Below are 19,219 nucleotides of genomic sequence, written 5' to 3'. Positions count from 1 at the left end.
TGACAAATTCTAGATGGAGAAGGTGCCTATGAAGACAAAGTGTTTCCTTGGTTATGGAGAGGATTTCATGCTAGCGGTACTTGGGATGATTATCGAAGTTTTGAACTTCGTAATTAATCTAGTCAGGCTCTGGCTTGAAATTAAAAAAACTAATCGCAATTAGCGATTAGTCCCACCATAACCAAGTTTGAACACGCGGCCTGTTAGAGCAGACCGTTTTTTTTCGCGTGTTGCACTTTGTTGAACTTATTATAGCACAAAATTTTAAAGGGAACAAATAGAGTATAATTTTTGAGGACTATTTATTAGTTGAATCTATCGGATAGTTAAAACTGGTTTTCATTTATCAAAAACCTCTCGAACTTTGTTATAATAAATTCAGTATGTTTTAAACAATATGGAGGAAAAAATGACTTTTGAAGAAGCATTAGCTTTACTTAAAGCTGCGAAAAAAGTAGTCAGAACACAAGGCTGGTCTGGTGCCGAAAATTATGTTAAACTCTATGATTCGATTGTTTTAGAATCTGGTGAAAAGTTGGAAGTTACCCCTTATTTCTTGATTAATGTCTCAGGAGAGGGTGAAGGTTTTTCAATGTGGGCCCCAACGCCTTGCGACGTTTTGGCCGATGATTGGGCCTTGGTTGAATAGAGTGATAGGCTACAAAATGAAATTTTCTGGGAAAAAAGTGCTCATTACAGGTGCTGCCAGTGGGATTGGCTTAGCTCAAACAAAAGTATTTTTAGCCGAAGGCGCAGAGGTTGTTGCTGTGGACTTACAAGAATTTACTGACGAATCTGTCATTAATTCAAAAAACCTGTCAGTAAAAATTCTTGATGTTTCCGATGAAAAAGCAGTTGAAAAATTGGCTGACGAAGTGGGAAGTATTGATGTTTTACTCAATACAGCGGGCGTTTTGGATGCTTATAAAACTTTGGAAGAAACTGACTTTGCAGAATGGCAACGAATTTTATCAACGAATCTCAATTCAATGTATTTGATGATTTCAGCATTCTTGCCAAAAATGAAAGCTCAAAAATCAGGAGTCATTATTAATATGGCTTCGGTTGCTGGCTTGGTTGCCGGTGGAGGTGGCGTCGCTTATACGGCCAGTAAACATGCCATTGTTGGGTTGACAAAACAGTTAGCTTTGGATGAAGCGCAACACGGGATTCAAGTAGCAGCCATCGCTCCAGGTGCCATCAATACACCGATGAATGCGGCTGATTTCACTGAAAATAATGGTCTGATGGCCCAATGGGTAGCTGATGAGACACCAGCTAAACGATGGGCTAGTCCTCGCGAAGTGGCTGATTTGACCCTCTTTTTAGCAAGTCCACAAGCCTCTTATATGTCAGGAGCAATTGTCCCGATTGATGGTGGCTGGACAATCAAATAAAAGATATTAAAAGACTTACCAGCATGTTGGTAAGTCTTTTATTTATTGTGGGAAAGTCTGTATTAACTACAAAAGTACTGACAGACTTGTTGATTTTTACTGACAAGTTGTTCAATTGCTTGTTTTCTGTGAAAAAATTTCTGTCAGTAGTTTTTTGCCTTTTTGTTGGCAGGATATTTTGATGCTCCTGCTAGAATTTCTATCGAGTACAAAGAATGATTCCTTCGTTAGTGAAAATAATGCCCAAATAATAATTAGATGAAAGCAAATATTTGTCAATCCTTTTCATTTCGCAAAAAATCTGCTAAAATAAAAACGTTGCTCAATAGTGAGTTAACCCTTGAGCCTTCATCCCTTTGCTCAAGCATATTATAGGCGAATTTTGTCGCCAAAGGAGAACCTTTTGAAAAAATCAAAAACTTATGATATTGTTACAATCGCAATTGTTGCGGCCCTGTATGTTATTCTAACGATGACACCGGGTTTGAGCGCAATTTCTTACGGACCTATTCAATTTCGAGTGTCAGAAATGTTGAATTTTACAGCCTTCTTCAATAAAAAATATATTATTGCGGTGACAATTGGTTGTATGATTTCAAACTTTTTATCTTTCACTTGGGTAGATGTGATTGTCGGTGGTTTGTCAACTTTAGTATTCTTAAGTCTTGGTGTCCTTTTGTTTGACCGCTTTAAAAAAGATTACTTTTGGAATGGTCAGTTAAATAAAGCATTTTTCTTTTTTGCAATTTTCTTTTCGATAAGTATGTTCACCATTGCTCTTGAATTAAAATTTGTCGCTGGAACACCATTTTTGCTGACCTGGGGGACATTAGCTCTAGGTGAATTTGCCAGCTTATTTATCGGGGCGTTTATCATGGATAAATTAGGTAAAAGAGTTGATTTGAGTCGTTAAATAAATGAAAAGCAGCTCAGGCTGTTTTTTTTGAACCATTTTTAGAAGTCAGAATTACTTAATTTGTTATAATTAAAATAAATAAGAGATTGGAGAGCTTTTTATGAAAAAAATCGCTGTAATTGCTGCTTCTGGTAAGGCAGGAAGTTTAATCGCTCAAAAAGCATTTGGGCGCGGTCATGAAGTGACTGCCATTGTTAGAAATAAAGCACGATTAAAAGTTGAAGTGACTACTATTCTTGAAAAAGATATTTTTGAATTAACTTCTGAAGACTTAGCAGGATTCGATGCAATCGTTTTAGCGCATCGGGCACCGGCAGGTCATGAGGAAGATTATTCAAAAGTAGCCCATGTGATGATAAAACTTCTTGAAAATATAGATAGTCGTTTAATTGTTGTTGGGGGAGCAAGCTCTCTCTATCTTGATGAAAGTCACGAAAAACGCTTGCTTGATGTGACACCAACAGATTTACCTTACTATCCAACTCTTTTAGAGATGGCAAAAGCAAGCTTGATTTATGAAGCTTCAAAACTTAATGTGACCTTCTTCTCTCCTGCAGAATTTTTTGACCCAGAAGGAGCACAAACAAATAATTATACAATTACCGGCGATGTTTTAGAACATAATAAAGCGGATAAAAGTCGAATTTCATATGCTGATTATGCCGAGGCTGTGCTTAATATGATTGAGGATGGTAGCCATCAACATGAGCATATCGGAATTTATGAAAACTAAAAATTAATGAATTATCAAAGAGAAAGAAATTAATTTCTTTCTCTTTTTTTGTTTAAAAAAGTATAATAATACATAAAATTCTTGACAAATAAAAAATAGAGTAGTATAGTGTATAAAAATACATAGAAAGTGTGTAAATATGAAAAAAGTAGCAATTGTCGGAATTAGAGGTTATAGCGGCTTAGAACTGTTCCGAATTTTCTATTATCATCCAGAAGTAGAAGTAACAAAAATATATGCAACAAGTCATTATGGAGAAAAATTATCAGAGTGCTTTCCGCAACTTGAAGGCTTGACTGACTTGACTATCAGTGAATTTAATGAAGAAGAAATTATGGCAGAATGTGATGTGGTTTTCTTTGCAACCTCAGCGGGTGTTAGTCAAAAATTAGCTTTAACTTTTATTGATAATAATTTTCCTGTCATTGATTTATCAGGAGATTTTCGATTAGCTGATTTAAAAATATACAATAAATGGTATAAAAATACAGATTTGAAAAATGAATATTTATTAAGTGCTCAATATAATCTGGCAGACATTGGTCAAGCAAAAGCAAACTATATCGCGAATCCAGGTTGCTATGCAACAGCCACACTACTTGCACTTTATCCGTTAGTTAAAAATAATATGATTGATTTAGACTCAATCATTGTGGATGCCAAGTCAGGACTTTCTGGAGCCGGAAAAGGTCTGTCTGACGCGAGCCATTTTGTGAATGTTGTCGATAATATGTCCATGTATAAAATCAATAGTCATCAACATATTCCAGAAATTGCTCAAAAATTGAAGATTTGGAATTCAAATTTTCAAGCCTTGCAATTTTCAACTTCTTTAATTCCTGTGAGTCGAGGGATTTTTGTTAGTAGCTATGCAAAAGTTGCAGCTGATTTTGATTTTGAAACGATAAAAAATGCTTATGAACAGGTCTATGCGACAAAAAACTTTGTCAGAATTCGACGACAAATGCCCCAACTCTCAGATGTGATTGGGACCAATTTTTGCGATATTGGATTAGCTTATAATCCAGTGACAAATGTTTTGTCAGTTGTTTCGGTGATTGACAATCTTATGAAAGGTGCTGCCGGACAAGCAGTACAAAATTTTAATCAGTTATTTGGCTACGATGAAAGTTTAGGCTTGAAATTTATGCCAAGTCTTTAGAAGAGGAAGAAATGAAAGAAATAAAAGGGACAATTGCAAGTCCAAAGGGATTTTTGGCAGATGCTGTTCATGCACAATTAAAATATAAAAACTTAGATTTAGGGTTAATACTAAGTCAAGTTCCAGCTGCGATTGCTGGCGTTTTTACAACCAATAAAGTTTGTGCAGCGCCAGTATTGATTGACCGTCAAATTGTCAAAAAAGGACAAGCACGGGCCATTATTTGTAATTCGGCGGTTGCCAATGCAGTAACAGGCGAGCAGGGTTATGCAAATGCTTTAAAAACACAAAAATTGCTTGCTGAAAAATTTGAACTCAAAGCTGAGGAAGTGGCGGTTTGCTCAACAGGGGTCATTGGAGTACAGCTTCCGATGGAAAAAATTGCCACAGGGATTTCAAAGTTATCCAAAAATGAAGGGACAGCAGCATATTTTGCCAAAGCCATTTTAACAACAGATACCCAAACTAAAACAATTAACTTTGAAGCTGAAATTGGGGGTCAAATCGTGAATATGGCCGGGGTTTGTAAGGGATCGGGGATGATTCATCCAAATATGGCAACCATGCTTGCTTTTATTACGACGGATGCAAAAATTGCTCAAGCTTTACTACAAAAAACATTATCAGAAATTATTGAAACGACATTTAATCAGATTACAGTGGATGGAGACACTTCAACGAACGATACTGTTTTGTTGATGGCAAATGGCCAAGCCAAAAATAATGAAATTTTAGAAGGAAGTTCAGACTATCTTTTGTTTAAAGAAATGCTAGCAAAGGTTTGTCAGTCCTTAGCCAAACAAATCGCCGCAGATGGCGAAGGTGCAACTAAACTGATTGAAGTGACCGTCAAAGGAGCGCCAAATGATTTAGCAGCGCGATTTATTGCCAAAAAAATTGTGGGTTCAAGTTTAGTTAAAACGGCAATTTTTGGTGCAGACCCTAACTGGGGGCGGATTATTTCGTCAATTGGTCAGGTGGCTAATTTTGAAGTTTCTGATATTGAATTAAAACTCCAAGATGAACTTGTGCTTTATCATTCAACACCAGTTGACTTTGATGCAGCTTTTCTTTCTGAGAAATTAAAAGAAGATAAAATTGAAATTATTGCAGACTTGAATGCTGGAAGTGGCTTGGGTCAGGCTTGGGGCTGTGATTTGACTTATAAATATGTTGAAATTAATGCTTTATATACAAGTTAAGAAGGAGAAAAAATGACAAATTTATTTGAAAATTATGGTCGCCTACCGTTTAGCTTAATCAAAGGAGAAAATCAATATTTATTTGATGACAGGGGAAATAAGTATTTAGATTTCACAAGTGGGATTGGGGTCATGAATTTAGGATATAGTTTTGAAAAGGGAAAAGTGGCGGTGAAAGCTCAATTAGACAGCCTGTCTCATCTTTCAAATCTTTATCAAAATCCTTTGCAAGAAGATGTGGCTGAAAAGTTAAGTCAAAATCATTCTTATAAAGCTTTTTTTTGTAATTCTGGGACTGAAGCTAATGAAGCAGCTTTAAAATTAACTCATCTCATCAAAAAAGATCAGAAAATTTTGGCGTTTACAGATGGCTTTCATGGTCGTACTTTTGGCGCTATGAGTGCAACCATGCAAGAAAAAATCCAAGCAGGATTTTCGCCTTTATTACCAAATTTTGTGGCTAGTCCTTTTAATGATGTGGTAGCACTTGAGCAAATTCTTGAAAAAGAAAAAATTGGCGCGATTATTTTTGAAATTATTCAGGGTGAGGGAGGCGTTTTACCAATTTCTCCAGATTTTATTGAAGCTCTAAAAACTTGTCAGCAAAAAGGAATTTTACTGATTATTGATGAAGTACAAACTGGAATTGGTCGAACTGGAAAATTATTTGCTTTTGAACATTTTGATTTTGAGCCGGATATTTTTACTTTGGCAAAAGCATTGGCAAATGGGATTCCTACAGGTGCGATGCTCGCTAAGAATAAATATGCCAGTTATTTTTCAGCAGGAAAGCATGGCTCAACATTTGGTGGGAATCCTTTAGCTATGGCTTCGGCTAATGAAGTTTTAAAGGAAATTGACAGTGACTTTTTAGAAAAAGTGACTGACAAAGGCAATTTTTTCTTAAAATTACTGACCGAAAAGCTGTCAGTAAAAGCGACGGTTAAGTCCATCAGAGGTTTGGGATTGATGATTGGAATTCAATTAACTGACGAGAAAAAAGTTCCAGAAGTTCTTGCTTTACTGCGTGAAAATGGTCTCTTAGCCTTGTCAGCTGGTCATGATGTCATTCGCTTACTCCCACCGCTTGTCATGACGAAAGAAGAACTGCAAAAAGGAGCAGAGCTATTGGAGAAAATTTTATGAGAGATTCACAAAACACAGCTCAGACTTTGACCGAAAGTCTCAAATATTTTCTGAAATATCGTGACCAAACGGTTGTCATTAAATATGGTGGCAATGCGATGATTGATGAAAAAGTGAAAGAAAGTATTCTAAAAGATATTTTATTACTTAAAACGGTGGGAATTAAAGTAGTTTTGGTTCATGGCGGTGGACCTGCGATTGGAGAATTACTTGAAAAATATGAGCAAAAAAGCCAATTTGTTCAAGGTTTGCGCGTGACAGATAAGAAAACAGCTCACTTGGCACTGACAGCTTTAGCTGGAAAAGTAAATAAAAGTTTGGTTCAAGATATCATTCGTTTAGGTGGCAATGCGATTGGCGTTTCAGGAATTGATGGTAAATTGATAGAAGCCAAACCTATTTCTGAAGATTTAGGCTATGTTGGAGAAATTACAGCGATTCATCCGGAAATCATTGAGCGTATCAATCAAACGGATGCTGTTCCCGTCATTGCTTCGGCCGGCATTGGTCTTGATGGTGAAATTTATAATGTCAATGCTGATACCGCAGCCAGTCGAATTGCCGGTGCATTGAGTGCTGAACAATTTATTTTATTAAGCGATGTTCGTGGATTATATGGCAATTTTCCTGACGAGGAGTCATTTATTGATGAAATCAATCTGACCAATCTAGAAAAGTTAGTCAAAGAGAAAAAAATTACTGACGGAATGATTCCAAAGATTGAAGCCATTAAATATGCCATGTTTGAAGGATTGGGTCAGGCTGTTTTATTAGATGGCCGTGTTCCGCATGCCTTGTTATTGGAATTATTTACTGACAAAGGGCAAGGGACAATGATAAATCATTGATAATTTAAGCAAATAAGAGGAGAGAGAATGTTTCAAGGAAGAAGTTTTTTAAAAGAAATAGATTTTAGTAAAGATGAATTGTTATATCTGATTGATTTTGCAATTCATCTTAAAAAGTTAAAAAAAGAACATATTCAACATAAATATTTATTAGATAAAAATATTGCCCTTATTTTTGAAAAAACCTCTACAAGAACAAGAGCAGCTTTTACAACGGCCACTGTAGATTTGGGAGCACATCCTGAATTTTTAGGGCCAAATGATATTCAGTTGGGCAAAAAAGAATCTATTTCAGATACGGCGAAAGTTTTGGGTTCAATGTTTGATGGCATTGAGTTTCGTGGGTTTAAGCAAAGTGATGTGGAAATTCTCGCCAAGGATTCAGGTAGACCCGTTTGGAATGGATTGACTGATGATTGGCATCCGACACAGATGCTGGCAGATTTTATGACAATCAAGGAGCATTTTGGCCATTTACAAGATTTAACCCTCGCTTATGTTGGTGATGGACGAAATAATGTGGCAAATTCTCTATTAGTGACTGGAGCAATTTTAGGCGTAAATATCACAATTATTTCGCCCGAGTCCTTGCAACCCGCTTTAGAAATACAAAAACTGGCACGTAAATATGCCATGAAAAGTCGCAGTAAAATAAGTATCCGAACAGATTTAAATGGCCTTGAAAATGCTGATATTGTTTATACTGATGTTTGGGTCAGTATGGGTGAGGAAGCTCAAACAGCCAAGCGAATTAAATTATTGAAGTCCTATCAAATCAATCAAAAAGTTGTTGAAAAAATTATTAATAAAAACTTTATTTTTATGCATTGTTTACCCAGTTTTCATGATTTAAACACGGAAGTGATGAAAGAAATTAAGGAAAATTATAACCTTAATGAATTAGAGGTTACTGATGAAGTTTTTAATTCAAAGAATTCGGTCGTTTTTGAACAATCTGAAAATCGAATGCATACTATAAAAGCAGTCATGGCGGCTACTTTAGGGAATTTATTTATTCCTAAAATATAAAAGAGAGAAAAAACGTTAATTAAGGGGGAATAGCCCAGATTTAATGTTTTTTCTCTTTTTTATGGCGCAAAAGTCCCATTCCACAGGGAAAGGCATACAAAAAACATTTTTTTTGGTATAATAAGGGATAAAACTAAAAATTAAGAGAAGTTTTAAGTGAAGGAGATTTTTATGCTCAAGCTTCAAAAAAAATTAAAAAATGATTACGGATTAGTCTTCAATGATGAAGATTTATTAAAAACAGCTTTTACACACTCTTCATTTACAAATGAAGAACGGCTCCCAAAGATTGCAAACAATGAACGTTTGGAATTTTTGGGAGACGTTGCCCTATCTTTGGTTATTTCTGATTATCTTTATCGGACTTATCCTGAGAAATTAGAGGGAGAACTTTCCAAAATGCGCTCAAGCATTGTTCGGACAGAATCACTTGCTAATTTTTCACGCTCATGCGGTTTTGGTGAGTTCTTGCGATTAGGTCATGGTGAAGAAAAAATGGGTGGTCGTGACCGCGAAACAACACTAGAGAACCTTTTTGAGGCTTTTTTAGGTGCGCTTTTTATTGACCAAGGAATGGATGAAGTTCGTAAATTTATCCAACATGTAGTTATTCCTCACGTTAAAAATGATGACTATGTTAAAGTGATTGACTATAAAACAGAACTTCAAGAAGTGTTACAAATTGGTGGAGAAACAACGATTAGCTACAAGATTCTGAAAGAAGAAGGGCCAGCTCATGACCGTTCTTTTGTGGCCGCGGTTTTTAACAATGGTAAAGAACTCGGGCGAGGGCTTGGAAAATCTAAAAAAGTTGCAGAACAAAAAGCAGCAGAAAATGCAATAAAAGGGCAAAACCATGTATCTTAAAAAAATGGAAATTGTCGGCTTCAAATCTTTTGCCGATAAGACTAAAGTTGAATTTGATAAAGGGATAACCGCAGTTGTCGGTCCAAATGGTTCTGGGAAATCAAATATTGTTGAAGCATTGCGCTGGGTTTTGGGCGAGCAATCGGCTAAAGCACTTCGTGGTGGGAAAATGCCCGATGTTATTTTTGCTGGAACTGAAAAAAGACGTGCTCTTAATTATGCTGAGGTTATTGCTCATTTTGACAACTCTGATCATTACCTGCAAGGACAAGATGAGAATGAAGAAGTTGTTATTACCAGACGTTTATATCGAAATGGCGATTCCGAATTTTTGATGAATGGTCGTAAATGTCGTTTGCGTGATATTCATGATTTATTTACAGATACTGGGCTTGGTCGTGACTCTTTATCGATTATTTCCCAAGGACGAATTGAATCTGTTTTTAATTCTAAACCGGAAGAAAGACGTGCCATTTTTGAAGAAGCAGCAGGTGTTTTAAAATACAAAAATCGACGAAATGAAACTGAATCAAAATTAAATTCAACCCAAGATAATCTTGACCGTTTAGAAGATATCATTTTTGAATTAAATAGTCAGCTCGTGCCCTTACAATCGCAAAGAGATACTGCACTCCGTTTTCAAGAACTAGAAGCAGAACGTTCAGACTTGTCACTTTCTGTACTGGTTGGTCAGTTGGAATCTAAAAAAGCCAAATATGATCAAACAGAACTTGATTTGGCGCAAGTGGCACAGGAATTAGCGAGTTTATCAACTCGTAAAAAAGTTTACGATGAGCAAGTCATTCAATTACGTACAGAACGCCAAAAAGTAGAAGCCGAGCAAGAAAAATTGCAAGCTGACCAACTTAATTTTTCTAATCTAAAATCAGATTTAACAAGAAAAATTGAATTATTTGATGTTCAAAAAGATTCATCAGAAAAATCAGCTGCGGAACGCGAAGAACGTTTAGAAAACTTAAAAAGTCGTTTAGAAATCACTCAACAAAATTTGGCAGAAGTTCAAAATAAATCAGAACTTTTACTGACAGAAAAAAATGACTTAGATAAATTACTGACAGAGCTGTCAGCAGATTTAGCGACCTTATCTGAATCACCAGAAGTGGTCATGGAACGGTTACGTGATGAATTTGTTCAATTAGTTGAAGAAGAAGCCCGAATCTCAAATGAAATCGTTAGAAATAAAGCTGAAATTACAGATTTGAGCCGTAGACAATCTGAACAGGATGAGTCTGTTAGAGAAAATTTGACTAAATTTGAAAAAATCAGTCAAGATTTATCTGAAGCTCAGGAAAATTTAAATACTGTTAAAAAAGAAATCGAGACCCTTTTAGCGAAATTTGAAGAAGGAAATCAAGCAGAGAAAAAACAGGCAAAATTAGAACGTTTAGCCCAAAATAAAATGTATGATTATCTGCAAGAACTTAACCAACATAAGGCCCGTTTGACTTCCTTGCAAAACATCCGTGAGAGTCATAGTAATTTATTTGCTGGTGTCCGTGCCGTGATGCAAAATGCTTCGCAAATTGGTGGCGTGATTGGGGTTGTTTCTGATTTATTGACCTTCGACCCTAAATATACAACAGCCATTGATATTGCTCTAGGTGGCGGGAGCCAAAATGTAGTCACAGAAGACGAAAATGCGGCTAAAAGAGCAATTGCTTTTCTACGTGAAAAAAGATTAGGACGGGCGACTTTTCTACCGTTGACAACGATTAAAGGACGGGACTTTAATGGTTTAAATCGTATTCAAAATATGACAGGATTTGTTGATTTAGCAATCAATCTTGTAAGCTTTGAAAGTCGTTTGCATAAGGCGATGAGCTCACTTTTAGGAACAACGGTGATTGTTGATTCTGGAGAAAATGCAACTGCTATCGCTCGAGCAATGAATTATAATGTTCGGATTGTTACGCTTGACGGAACACAGATTAACCCTGGTGGTTCTTATGCAGGAGGAGCTGGGAAACGTAACTCAACAACTTTTACTTCTGTTGAAATAAGTAATTTAGAAAAACAAATTAAGTTATCAGAAGAGCAGTTAAGAATTTCAGAAAAAGAAGTTCAAAAAGCCCAAAGTGCTCGTCAAGAATTGCTAAAAGAAATTGAACTTTTGAAAACTCAAGGGGAAGAAAAACGTTTTGTTGAACAATCTTTGAATTTGAAAATTGAACAATTAACAGAACAAAAAGTTGCGCTAGAACAATTAACTAATCTGTCAGCAAATCAAGAAGCAACAGGTAATTTGCTTGAATTAACTAAAGAAAATGAACATAATGTAGAAGTTCTTGCAAAAATTATAGAACGAAAAGCTGAAATTGAAAAGCAACTTGAAGAAGTTAAAACGAATAGTCAAGCGCATAAAGCCTTGCAATCAGAGAAAACAAGTGCTTTAAATCAGGCTCAACTTCGTCAATCAGAAGTGGTCAGTGAATTGAAATTCACCAAAGCAGATGAAAAACGTTTACTGACAGACTTGTCAGCCTTGACAGAAGAAAAAAATCAACTGACAGCACTTTTAAACCCTGTCCAATTTGATGAAACAGAAAGAAATAATTTCTCAAAACAACTGACAGAAGTAGAAGAACGCTTGAGTCAAATTAATGTCCGAATGGTTAGTTTAAAATTTGAACGTGAAGATTTAGCAGCTCAAATGGAAGATTTAGAACAGCACAATCAAGATTTTATTCAGCAAACACAAGAACTTAACACGAAAAAAACGCGTTATGAAATGCAATTGGAACAAATCGAAGGACAATTGATGACACTTCAAGAAACGTTAAATAGTGAACATCAAATCAGTTTTGAAGAGGCGCAAGCCACTGCAAAAATAGTGGATGATTTAGCGGAGGCTGAGCAAAAACTCAAAAATCTAGAACGTCAAATCAAGGCATTAGGACCAATTAACTTGGATGCCATTGCTCAATTTGATGAAGTCAATGAACGCTTTACTTTCCTTTCAAGTCAAAAAGATGATTTATTAGAAGCTAAAAACCTTCTATTGAGTACAATCGATGACATGAATGATGAAGTTAAAATTCGGTTTAAAACAAGTTTTGATGCGATTCGTGAAAGTTTCAAAACGACCTTTGCTCAAATGTTTGTTGGTGGGCTTGCTGATTTGGAATTAACAAGCGACAACCTTTTAGAAGCTGGGGTTGAAATTAAAGTACAACCGCCAGGTAAAAAATTATCAAGTTTAAATTTGATGAGTGGTGGAGAAAAAGCGCTGACAGCTTTAGCTTTAATTTTTGCAATCTTAAGAGTACGAACAGTACCTTTCGTGGTTCTTGATGAGGTTGAAGCGGCACTTGATGAAGCCAATGTTAAGCGTTTTGGTGATTACATGAATCACTTTGATAATAGTAATCAATTTATTGTTGTAACACACCGTCGTGGAACTATGGCGGCAGCAGGTTCAATGTATGGTGTTACAATGGCTGATGCTGGGGTTTCTAAGATGATTTCAGTTAAACTTGATTCGGCTATTAATTGAAATTTAAGATAGTTTTAATCTATTAATGCTACACTATAAATTGATTTTTGAAGGACTGCCTAATTTATGGCTTGGTATATGATTTGCCTAAAAATAAGGAAAGTCGTATAATTTAAGCAACAAAAACATGGATTTAAAAAATTTCATTAATTAAAAAAATAATGAAATTGGCGTTTTTCGTATTCATTAATAAGTTTTATATTAATGAATTGACTGCAGTTTTTCTTTAAATTAAGGAAGAATGAGTATATTTTCTGGGGATAATAAATTGAAAAAATTACTATCTGCTTTCAACACACGTGTTGGTTTGCTTAGTTTTATTGTATTTTTTGTATGGGTAAAATCGATGATTGCCTACTTCGGAGTTTTTAATCTTCGCGGAGTTGGTCCAGCAGAATTATTGCTGATGATTATTAACCCAATTGGTTTTACAGCTATTTGTTTTGCTGTTTTACTCTTTATTAGAAGAACTTCGCTTTTCTATTTAGCGACACTGGTCTTAACGATAGCTGCAAACTTTTTGCTCTATCTTAATATTCTCTATTATCGAGAATTCACCGATTTCATCACGATTGATACGATGACTGGTGGGGCCGGAATGTTCCAACATGGTTTTGATTTTGGCTCGGTGCCTGTTCATTTGATGGACTGGGTTTATTGGATTGACCTTGTAGTCATTATTGTTTTATTGATTGCTAAAAAAATGAAATTCGACCAACGACCAGTTGGTGCGAAAAGAGCATTTACTTATCTTTCAATGGGCTTGGCTTTGTTCGGTTTGAATTTCTGGTTTGGAGATTTTAATAAACACCAATTGATTTTGCGCAAGGCCCAATCAGATAAAACCTATATTGTTCGATATCTTGGCTTAGGCCCATGGATGTTAACAGACGGTTATTATACGAATTTAGCAAATACGCAACGGAAAGATGCCAGCAAAGAAAGCTTGCAAGAAATTCAAAAATACATTGCTTCAAATCGTTATTTAGCACCGAACTTGAAAATGTATGGAATTGCTAAAAACCGCAATGTTATTGAGATTCACTTGGAATCTTTCCAACAAGCATTGATTGATTTGAAAATTAAAGGAACAGATGGAAAAGAACACGTTGTTACGCCTTTCCTAAATTCAATCTATCATTCAAATTCGACTTATTCATTCAGTAATTTCTTCAATCAGGTTGGACAAGGAAAAACTTCTGATGCCGAAAATCTACTGGAAACATCAACATTTGGTTTACCAGCTGGCTCACTTTTTGCCAAATATGGTTCAACCCAAACTTTCCAAGCAATGCCAGCTATCTTGAATCAAACCGATGGTTATAGTTCAGCTGTGGTTCATGGGAACGTTGGTGCTTTCTATAATCGATTGAATACATACAAACAAATGGGTTATCAAAACTTCTTTGACCAAAGTTTCTTTGATAATTCCGCATCAAATATGAGTCCTTGGGGAATTAAAGATAAATTACTTTTCCGTGATTCTGTACTATTGCTTGAACAAATGCAACAACCTTTCTATGTTAAGTATTTGACGGTTACAAATCACTTAACATATACAATGGATGATGAAGACAAAGATCCGAACTTTGCAACTGTTGATTCAGGGAATAAATTAGTTGACGGTTACTTTGAAACGGCTCATTACTTAGACCAAGCAGTTCAACAATTTTATGATTATTTGAAAAAATCTGGCTTATACGATAAATCAATTATTGTGTTATATGGTGACCACTACGGAATTTCTGGTAGTGATAATAAGGCATTTGCGCCTTATGTTGGCTATAATGCTGATACTTTCAATAGTTACGATAGTACAATGTTACAAAGAACACCATTCATGGTAGATATTCCTGGACAAACAAATGGTCATATTATCAATACTTATGTTGGTCAACTTGATGTTATGCCAACGCTTGAGCATTTACTTGGGATTGATACGAAAAAATATGTACAGTTTGGTCAAGACATGTTTGCTTCTGGTCGTCAAGATTTTGTTGCTCTAAGAAATGGTGGATTTGTTACTCCAACCATTACTCAACCAAGTTTGAATGGAAGCTATTATGATACTCAAACTGGCTTGCAGATTGAAAAACTTAATGCTCAGCAAGAACAATATGTTAAAGAAACCAAACAAAAAGTTTCGGAACTCTTGAAAGCATCTGATAAATTAAATAATCAAAATCTCCTCAGGTTCTATACGCCAGAAGGCTTTAAAGCTGTTGACCCTAAAGATTACAACTATACGGTCAAGGCAACCGAGAAGAAATTGAAGAAAGAAAATGAAGATTTAGCAGCTAGATCAAATAGTTTACTTAGTCAAAATCAAGGAAAATCAACTTTACCAGATTATTCGGTTGAAATTCCAGAAGTTGAAAAAGGACAAGATTCACCAAAGGTGAAAGATTAATAAAAATAAGATAAGTTACTGACAGAAAGCTTCAAAATGAGTTAATCTAATTTTGAGGCTGGTCAGCACTTTATATTAAGAGAGGAACCAATGAAAACAGGATATTTTCTGCCAGTGTCACTTAATCATCGATTAGTTTTGCTCTGGGGCATCATCATTTTAAGCTTTGAGCGAACACTTTTTTATGAATTTAATAAAGAAGGCAACTGGTTTTTGACTATTTTGGCGATTGTTTCATATATTATCTTTATCACTTTGATTTGGCCACACCGTTTCTTCATAGCTGATGACGAGCTTCACTTTACAACTTTCCCCCGAGTGCGAATGAAAACAATTGAATTGAAATATATCACAGCCGTAAAAACAACTAAATTTGGTTTTGGATTTTCTTATGCTGGCAAACGTTATCAATTCTTCACTTTTGGAAAGTCTAAAGAAGCTTTAGCAACTTTGCATGATACGATAGAACATTCTGATAAAGTCAGTGATTTAAAAGCCTAATAAAAAAGACGGCAGTTTTGTCGTCTTTTGATTTGTCATAAAAAAATAGGACTAAAATTCATTGTTTTAGTCGATGAAAAAAGGAAAGTTATGAATATAAAATGGATATTCAAGAAAATGCTACTTCCCATAATCTTTGCTATTGTTGCATTTTTTCTTGTGAGTCATGACCAATTTTTGTACGAGGCGCCAGTTGGCAAAATTACGGTTGCCAAAACGGTAAGTAGTCACGAAGTGAGTGATGATTTTCAAAATAAAGACCGTCAAGTCACGCAAGAATTGTCAATAAAAGTCCTCAATGCAAAAGGAGCAGAGCCTGGCAATTTAAATTTAAAAAACACAACAACTCTCTCTCAAACAACAGGACAAATTTATCGTGTTGGTCAGCAAGTAATTTTAAAGAAAATATCGGGAAATTATCAAATTGTGACCTTAAAAAGGGATGCACTAATTGTTGGACTACTCGTTTTATTTATTGGTTTTGTCATTAGTTTTGAACGATTTAGGGCTTCAATTTTTCTTTTCTTATCTCTGGTCTTAAACCTTCTTTACTTTGTGATTGTCATCGCCCTTAACGTTGAATTTAATCCACCTGTCATTTTGCTATTTGGGATTCTGTCAGTAATTTTTGCAGCTTCCTCCCTTTTATTTGTCTTGGGACCGACAAAACAGATGCTCTATACTTTTATAACTACCGTATTAACCACTGCTTTAACTTTTTCAATTGTTTTATTCGTTCTAAAAATGACAGGGAATTCGGGTATTCATTTTGAATACTTGGACTATGTCACCCAAAATCCATCAGAGTTTTTCTTTGTTGGGACAATGATTTCAGTTTTAGGGGCAATCATGGATGGTACAGGTGATATTGTTGCAGGGCTTTTTGGTATGGCTAGACAAAATAAATTGAACAAAATAAATATGGTCAGAAAAGATTACATTAAATCAGGAATTTCAATTGGGCAAGAGCTCATTGGAACTTTGACAAATGTTTTGTTCATGATTTTCATGGCGGAAACTTTGCCGATGACGCTTTTATTATTGAGAAATGGAAATTCTTGGTCTTATATTGCAACGGTTGGTCTTAATCTTGGGTTATTACAAACAATTATTTCGGCCATTGGAATCGTGTTAGCTGTGCCAATTACCGCTGTTTTCACAAGTTTTGCTTTGACTAGAAGTCATCAAGGAAAGGAGAGTTCTTTATGAATGCACTCTTGATCCTATTAATTTTACTGATTGTATTGATGCTTATCGTTGCCAAAAAAGATGGCTTACGAAATTTAATTGGTTTGACCTTTAATTTTATTGCTATTTTTGTGTTAATTACTTTAATTTCTTGGGGATTTAATGCAATAGCAGTTCTGATAGTTCTGTCAGTAATTATTTTGGCAATTGCTATTTTTATGTCTGCTGATGAAAGTGAAGTCACATTGATTGCTTTTAAAACGAGTATCATTGTTGTTTTATCTTTGCTCATTCTTGCTTTAATCATTCAACATTTTGGTCAATTTCAGGGATTTGCTACAGAAGATGTTGATGAATTGGAAAATCTGTCATTAAATGTGGGACTTAATTTTTCAAATGTAGCCATTGTGGTCATGGTTATTTCCATGCTTGGAGCGGTAGCAGAATCAGCGATGGCTTTAGCAGCTAGCCTTTCGGAAGTTGTTGAGCAGGACGAAAACATGAGTCTTGACCAATTTAAAAATCAAAGAGAAATTATATCTCAACAAATTTTGGGAACGGCTGTCAATACCCTCTTTTTTGGAGTTTTGGGAGCAACTGTCGGTCTAATTCTCTGGTTTGTACGTTTAAACTATCGCTTAGCGGATATTTTTAATTCAAAATTACTGATGGCCGAAGTTTCCGCCATGCTTTTAGGAATGTTAGGGATTCTATTTGCAATTTGGCTTTCTGGTTATTTTGTTCAAAAATCTTTTGAGCAAAAAAATACTGACAGATAATTCTGTCAGTAAAAACAAAAAGACTTGATTAATTATCAAGTCTTTTTTATTAGTTTAAATTACTGACAGAATCATTCTTTTTTCGATAACTGATAAAGATGATGAAATAAAGAATTGCTGTGAAGACAGTCACACCAATTGGATTAGTAAATAAAATACCAATCAGAATGAGAAAGAGAGCAATCAGTGCTAAGAGACTCATTGTTCTACCGGATAATGATTTTGTTTTAAGAGAGAGACCAAAACCAGCGAGACTAATTAAAATCCAAACGGCTAAAACAGTGTAAGAAAGGGAACCAGCCAAGTAATTAAACAAACGATCACCGACAAAATAAGAAAGAACAACACCGATATAGAGTGTACCTGAACAGAAAATTACTGCTCTTTGAGGAACATGATGTTTATTTAAATGAGCCATACTTTGTGCCATTTTACCTTGACGATTTTTTAAACGGAAATACAAAAGGCGAGATGAAGCATAGATTCCAGAATTAATTGATGAGAAGAGGGCAAGAATGATAATCAAGTTGACAATATCGCCAGCAAAAGGAATATGCATTTTATTAAAGACCATCACAAAAGGGCTCATTGAAGAAGTAGCCAATGTTTGCCAATTATAAATCACAAGAAGTAAGAACATCGGAATAATATAAAATGAAATAATTCGACCGATTACACCGCGGATGGCTTTAGGAATGGCTCTTTTAGGATCTTCTGTTTCACTAACTGTAATTGCAATTAATTCAGAACCACCATACGAATAGATAACAATTAATAAAGAATTAATGACTCCTTTAAAGCCATGAGGAGCAAAGCCACCATGAGCGGTCATTCCAGAGAAAGTAGTCACTAGATTAGTATCAAAAATTTGTTTTGCCACAAGAAAAACACCAAAAATAATCAACAAAATAACAACACTAATTTTAATAAATGCCAACCAGTATTCTGTCTCAGCAAAGAGAGCAACTGAGAATAAGTTAATAAGGGAAGTTAAAAGGGCAATAATCAAGACAAAAACTCAAGTGGGAACATTAGCAAACCAGAATTGCAAAAAACTTGCAGCAGCAACAGCCTCAGCAATGATATTAATCATCCACATTGACCAATAAACCCAGTCAGTAAAATCAGCCGTATGATTGCCCAGATAAGGCTGAACAAGTCCAGACAAGCCGTGTGGATCTTTTGAACTTAGAACAAGCTTTTCTAAACTCTTCATTACAAAATAAAGAACGATTCCTCCGATAAAATAAGCGATTAAGACAGAGGGACCAGCGGCAGCAATGGCTGATGAGCTTCCTTTGAAAAGACCAGCACCAATTGCTCCACCAAGAGCAATCATAGTAATATGGCGTGCGGCCATTTTTTTCTTTAAGGATTGATTAGTTTCCAACGATAATTCCTAGCTTTCTAAATCAATAAACAGAGACGTCTCTCTTTTATTGACTATTAAATTGATAATAAAACATTAAAAAAAGACGTCCTGAGGACGTCTCTTCGTCCTCGTTAATGACTAACGTCAAAGAGGAC

Annotated in this window: 16 protein-coding genes, 1 pseudogene and 1 riboswitch; of the genes and pseudogenes, 16 read left to right on the top strand and 1 reads right to left on the bottom strand. The window is 35.4% G+C overall.

Annotation, left to right across the window (positions count from 1 at the left end):
- Positions 1-28: 28 nt before the first annotated feature.
- From LDP15_RS05510 to LDP15_RS05435, 16 genes are all read left to right on the top strand, one after another.
- Positions 29-163, top strand: coding sequence for a hypothetical protein (locus tag LDP15_RS05510; RefSeq protein ID WP_023188850.1), 135 nt, complete (start codon positions 29-31; stop codon positions 161-163).
- Between the two features lie 246 nt (positions 164-409).
- Positions 410-649: a DUF2829 domain-containing protein gene (locus tag LDP15_RS05505; RefSeq protein WP_015426110.1), complete on the top strand. Its 240-nt coding sequence runs from the start codon at positions 410-412 to the stop codon at positions 647-649.
- A 16-nt stretch (positions 650-665) separates the two neighbouring features.
- Entirely contained in the window at positions 666-1,397 is a 732-nt protein-coding gene (locus LDP15_RS05500) for a 3-oxoacyl-ACP reductase (protein WP_015426112.1), read from the top strand.
- Between the two features lie 300 nt (positions 1,398-1,697).
- A riboswitch (PreQ1 riboswitch) is annotated at positions 1,698-1,803 on the top strand.
- The gene (locus LDP15_RS05495; RefSeq protein WP_042230196.1) at positions 1,801-2,310 is read left to right on the top strand and encodes a QueT transporter family protein; all 510 of its coding nucleotides are present in this window, start codon (positions 1,801-1,803) and stop codon (positions 2,308-2,310) included. Its footprint overlaps the riboswitch before it by 3 nt.
- Before the next feature lie 103 nt (positions 2,311-2,413).
- Complete coding sequence (locus LDP15_RS05490) at positions 2,414-3,046, top strand: NAD(P)-dependent oxidoreductase (RefSeq protein ID WP_015426114.1); 633 nt, start codon at positions 2,414-2,416, stop codon at positions 3,044-3,046.
- 139 nt (positions 3,047-3,185) lie between these two features.
- Complete coding sequence (gene argC / locus LDP15_RS05485; RefSeq protein ID WP_015426115.1) at positions 3,186-4,208, top strand: N-acetyl-gamma-glutamyl-phosphate reductase; 1,023 nt, start codon at positions 3,186-3,188, stop codon at positions 4,206-4,208.
- An 11-nt stretch (positions 4,209-4,219) separates the two neighbouring features.
- On the top strand, positions 4,220-5,410 hold the full coding sequence (gene argJ / locus LDP15_RS05480; protein ID WP_015426116.1) for a bifunctional glutamate N-acetyltransferase/amino-acid acetyltransferase ArgJ: 1,191 nt from the start codon (positions 4,220-4,222) through the stop codon (positions 5,408-5,410).
- 12 nt (positions 5,411-5,422) lie between these two features.
- Positions 5,423-6,556, top strand: a complete 1,134-nt coding sequence (locus tag LDP15_RS05475) for an acetylornithine transaminase (RefSeq protein WP_015426117.1) — start codon at positions 5,423-5,425, stop codon at positions 6,554-6,556.
- Positions 6,553-7,404 carry an acetylglutamate kinase gene (gene argB, locus LDP15_RS05470; protein WP_015426118.1) on the top strand — a complete coding sequence of 284 codons (852 nt, stop codon included), beginning with the start codon at positions 6,553-6,555 and terminating at the stop codon, positions 7,402-7,404. The genes LDP15_RS05475 and argB overlap by 4 nt, the downstream gene beginning before the upstream one ends.
- A gap of 27 nt (positions 7,405-7,431) precedes the next feature.
- The gene (gene argF, locus LDP15_RS05465; RefSeq protein WP_225513323.1) at positions 7,432-8,433 is read left to right on the top strand and encodes an ornithine carbamoyltransferase; all 1,002 of its coding nucleotides are present in this window, start codon (positions 7,432-7,434) and stop codon (positions 8,431-8,433) included.
- A 171-nt stretch (positions 8,434-8,604) separates the two neighbouring features.
- Entirely contained in the window at positions 8,605-9,300 is a 696-nt protein-coding gene (rnc, locus tag LDP15_RS05460) for a ribonuclease III (protein WP_010905569.1), read from the top strand.
- Entirely contained in the window at positions 9,290-12,814 is a 3,525-nt protein-coding gene (gene smc, locus LDP15_RS05455; RefSeq protein WP_225513322.1) for a chromosome segregation protein SMC, read from the top strand. Before rnc ends, smc begins: the two co-directional genes overlap by 11 nt.
- A 241-nt stretch (positions 12,815-13,055) precedes the next feature.
- The gene (locus LDP15_RS05450; protein WP_225513321.1) at positions 13,056-15,224 is read left to right on the top strand and encodes an LTA synthase family protein; all 2,169 of its coding nucleotides are present in this window, start codon (positions 13,056-13,058) and stop codon (positions 15,222-15,224) included.
- A gap of 90 nt (positions 15,225-15,314) precedes the next feature.
- The gene (locus tag LDP15_RS05445; protein ID WP_003132556.1) at positions 15,315-15,725 is read left to right on the top strand and encodes an EbsA family protein; all 411 of its coding nucleotides are present in this window, start codon (positions 15,315-15,317) and stop codon (positions 15,723-15,725) included.
- A 90-nt stretch (positions 15,726-15,815) separates the two neighbouring features.
- A complete protein-coding gene (locus LDP15_RS05440) occupies positions 15,816-16,934 on the top strand; it encodes a YibE/F family protein (RefSeq protein WP_015426122.1) in 1,119 nt (372 codons plus the stop codon).
- A complete protein-coding gene (locus LDP15_RS05435) occupies positions 16,931-17,692 on the top strand; it encodes a YibE/F family protein (protein ID WP_015426123.1) in 762 nt (253 codons plus the stop codon). Before LDP15_RS05440 ends, LDP15_RS05435 begins: the two co-directional genes overlap by 4 nt.
- A 49-nt stretch (positions 17,693-17,741) precedes the next feature.
- On the opposite strand, the pseudogene LDP15_RS05430 reads toward LDP15_RS05435, so the two are convergent.
- Positions 17,742-19,052 (bottom strand): annotated as a pseudogene (locus tag LDP15_RS05430) (amino acid permease).
- Positions 19,053-19,219 lie beyond the last annotated feature (167 nt).

It is taken from the genome of Lactococcus sp. SK2-659 (assembly GCF_020218185.2).
Lineage (GTDB): Bacteria > Bacillota > Bacilli > Lactobacillales > Streptococcaceae > Lactococcus > Lactococcus lactis.
Note: the sequence above shows the minus strand (reverse complement) of the source record. Positions and strands in the feature narration are given on the sequence as shown.

Excerpts from the sequence above, each read along its gene's own strand:
- LDP15_RS05435 (WP_015426123.1), top strand. The coding sequence starts at position 16,931 with ATGAATGCACTCTTGATCCTATTAATTTTACTGATTGTATTGATGCTT.
- argB (WP_015426118.1), top strand. The coding sequence starts at position 6,553 with ATGAGAGATTCACAAAACACAGCTCAGACTTTGACCGAAAGTCTCAAA.
- smc (WP_225513322.1), top strand. The coding sequence starts at position 9,290 with ATGTATCTTAAAAAAATGGAAATTGTCGGCTTCAAATCTTTTGCCGAT.
- LDP15_RS05505 (WP_015426110.1), top strand. The coding sequence starts at position 410 with ATGACTTTTGAAGAAGCATTAGCTTTACTTAAAGCTGCGAAAAAAGTA.
- LDP15_RS05490 (WP_015426114.1), top strand. The coding sequence starts at position 2,414 with ATGAAAAAAATCGCTGTAATTGCTGCTTCTGGTAAGGCAGGAAGTTTA.
- LDP15_RS05445 (WP_003132556.1), top strand. The coding sequence starts at position 15,315 with ATGAAAACAGGATATTTTCTGCCAGTGTCACTTAATCATCGATTAGTT.
- argF (WP_225513323.1), top strand. The coding sequence starts at position 7,432 with ATGTTTCAAGGAAGAAGTTTTTTAAAAGAAATAGATTTTAGTAAAGAT.
- argJ (WP_015426116.1), top strand. The coding sequence starts at position 4,220 with ATGAAAGAAATAAAAGGGACAATTGCAAGTCCAAAGGGATTTTTGGCA.
- LDP15_RS05450 (WP_225513321.1), top strand. The coding sequence starts at position 13,056 with ATGAGTATATTTTCTGGGGATAATAAATTGAAAAAATTACTATCTGCT.
- LDP15_RS05440 (WP_015426122.1), top strand. The coding sequence starts at position 15,816 with ATGAATATAAAATGGATATTCAAGAAAATGCTACTTCCCATAATCTTT.
- LDP15_RS05500 (WP_015426112.1), top strand. The coding sequence starts at position 666 with ATGAAATTTTCTGGGAAAAAAGTGCTCATTACAGGTGCTGCCAGTGGG.
- rnc (WP_010905569.1), top strand. The coding sequence starts at position 8,605 with ATGCTCAAGCTTCAAAAAAAATTAAAAAATGATTACGGATTAGTCTTC.
- LDP15_RS05510 (WP_023188850.1), top strand. The coding sequence starts at position 29 with ATGAAGACAAAGTGTTTCCTTGGTTATGGAGAGGATTTCATGCTAGCG.
- argC (WP_015426115.1), top strand. The coding sequence starts at position 3,186 with ATGAAAAAAGTAGCAATTGTCGGAATTAGAGGTTATAGCGGCTTAGAA.
- LDP15_RS05475 (WP_015426117.1), top strand. The coding sequence starts at position 5,423 with ATGACAAATTTATTTGAAAATTATGGTCGCCTACCGTTTAGCTTAATC.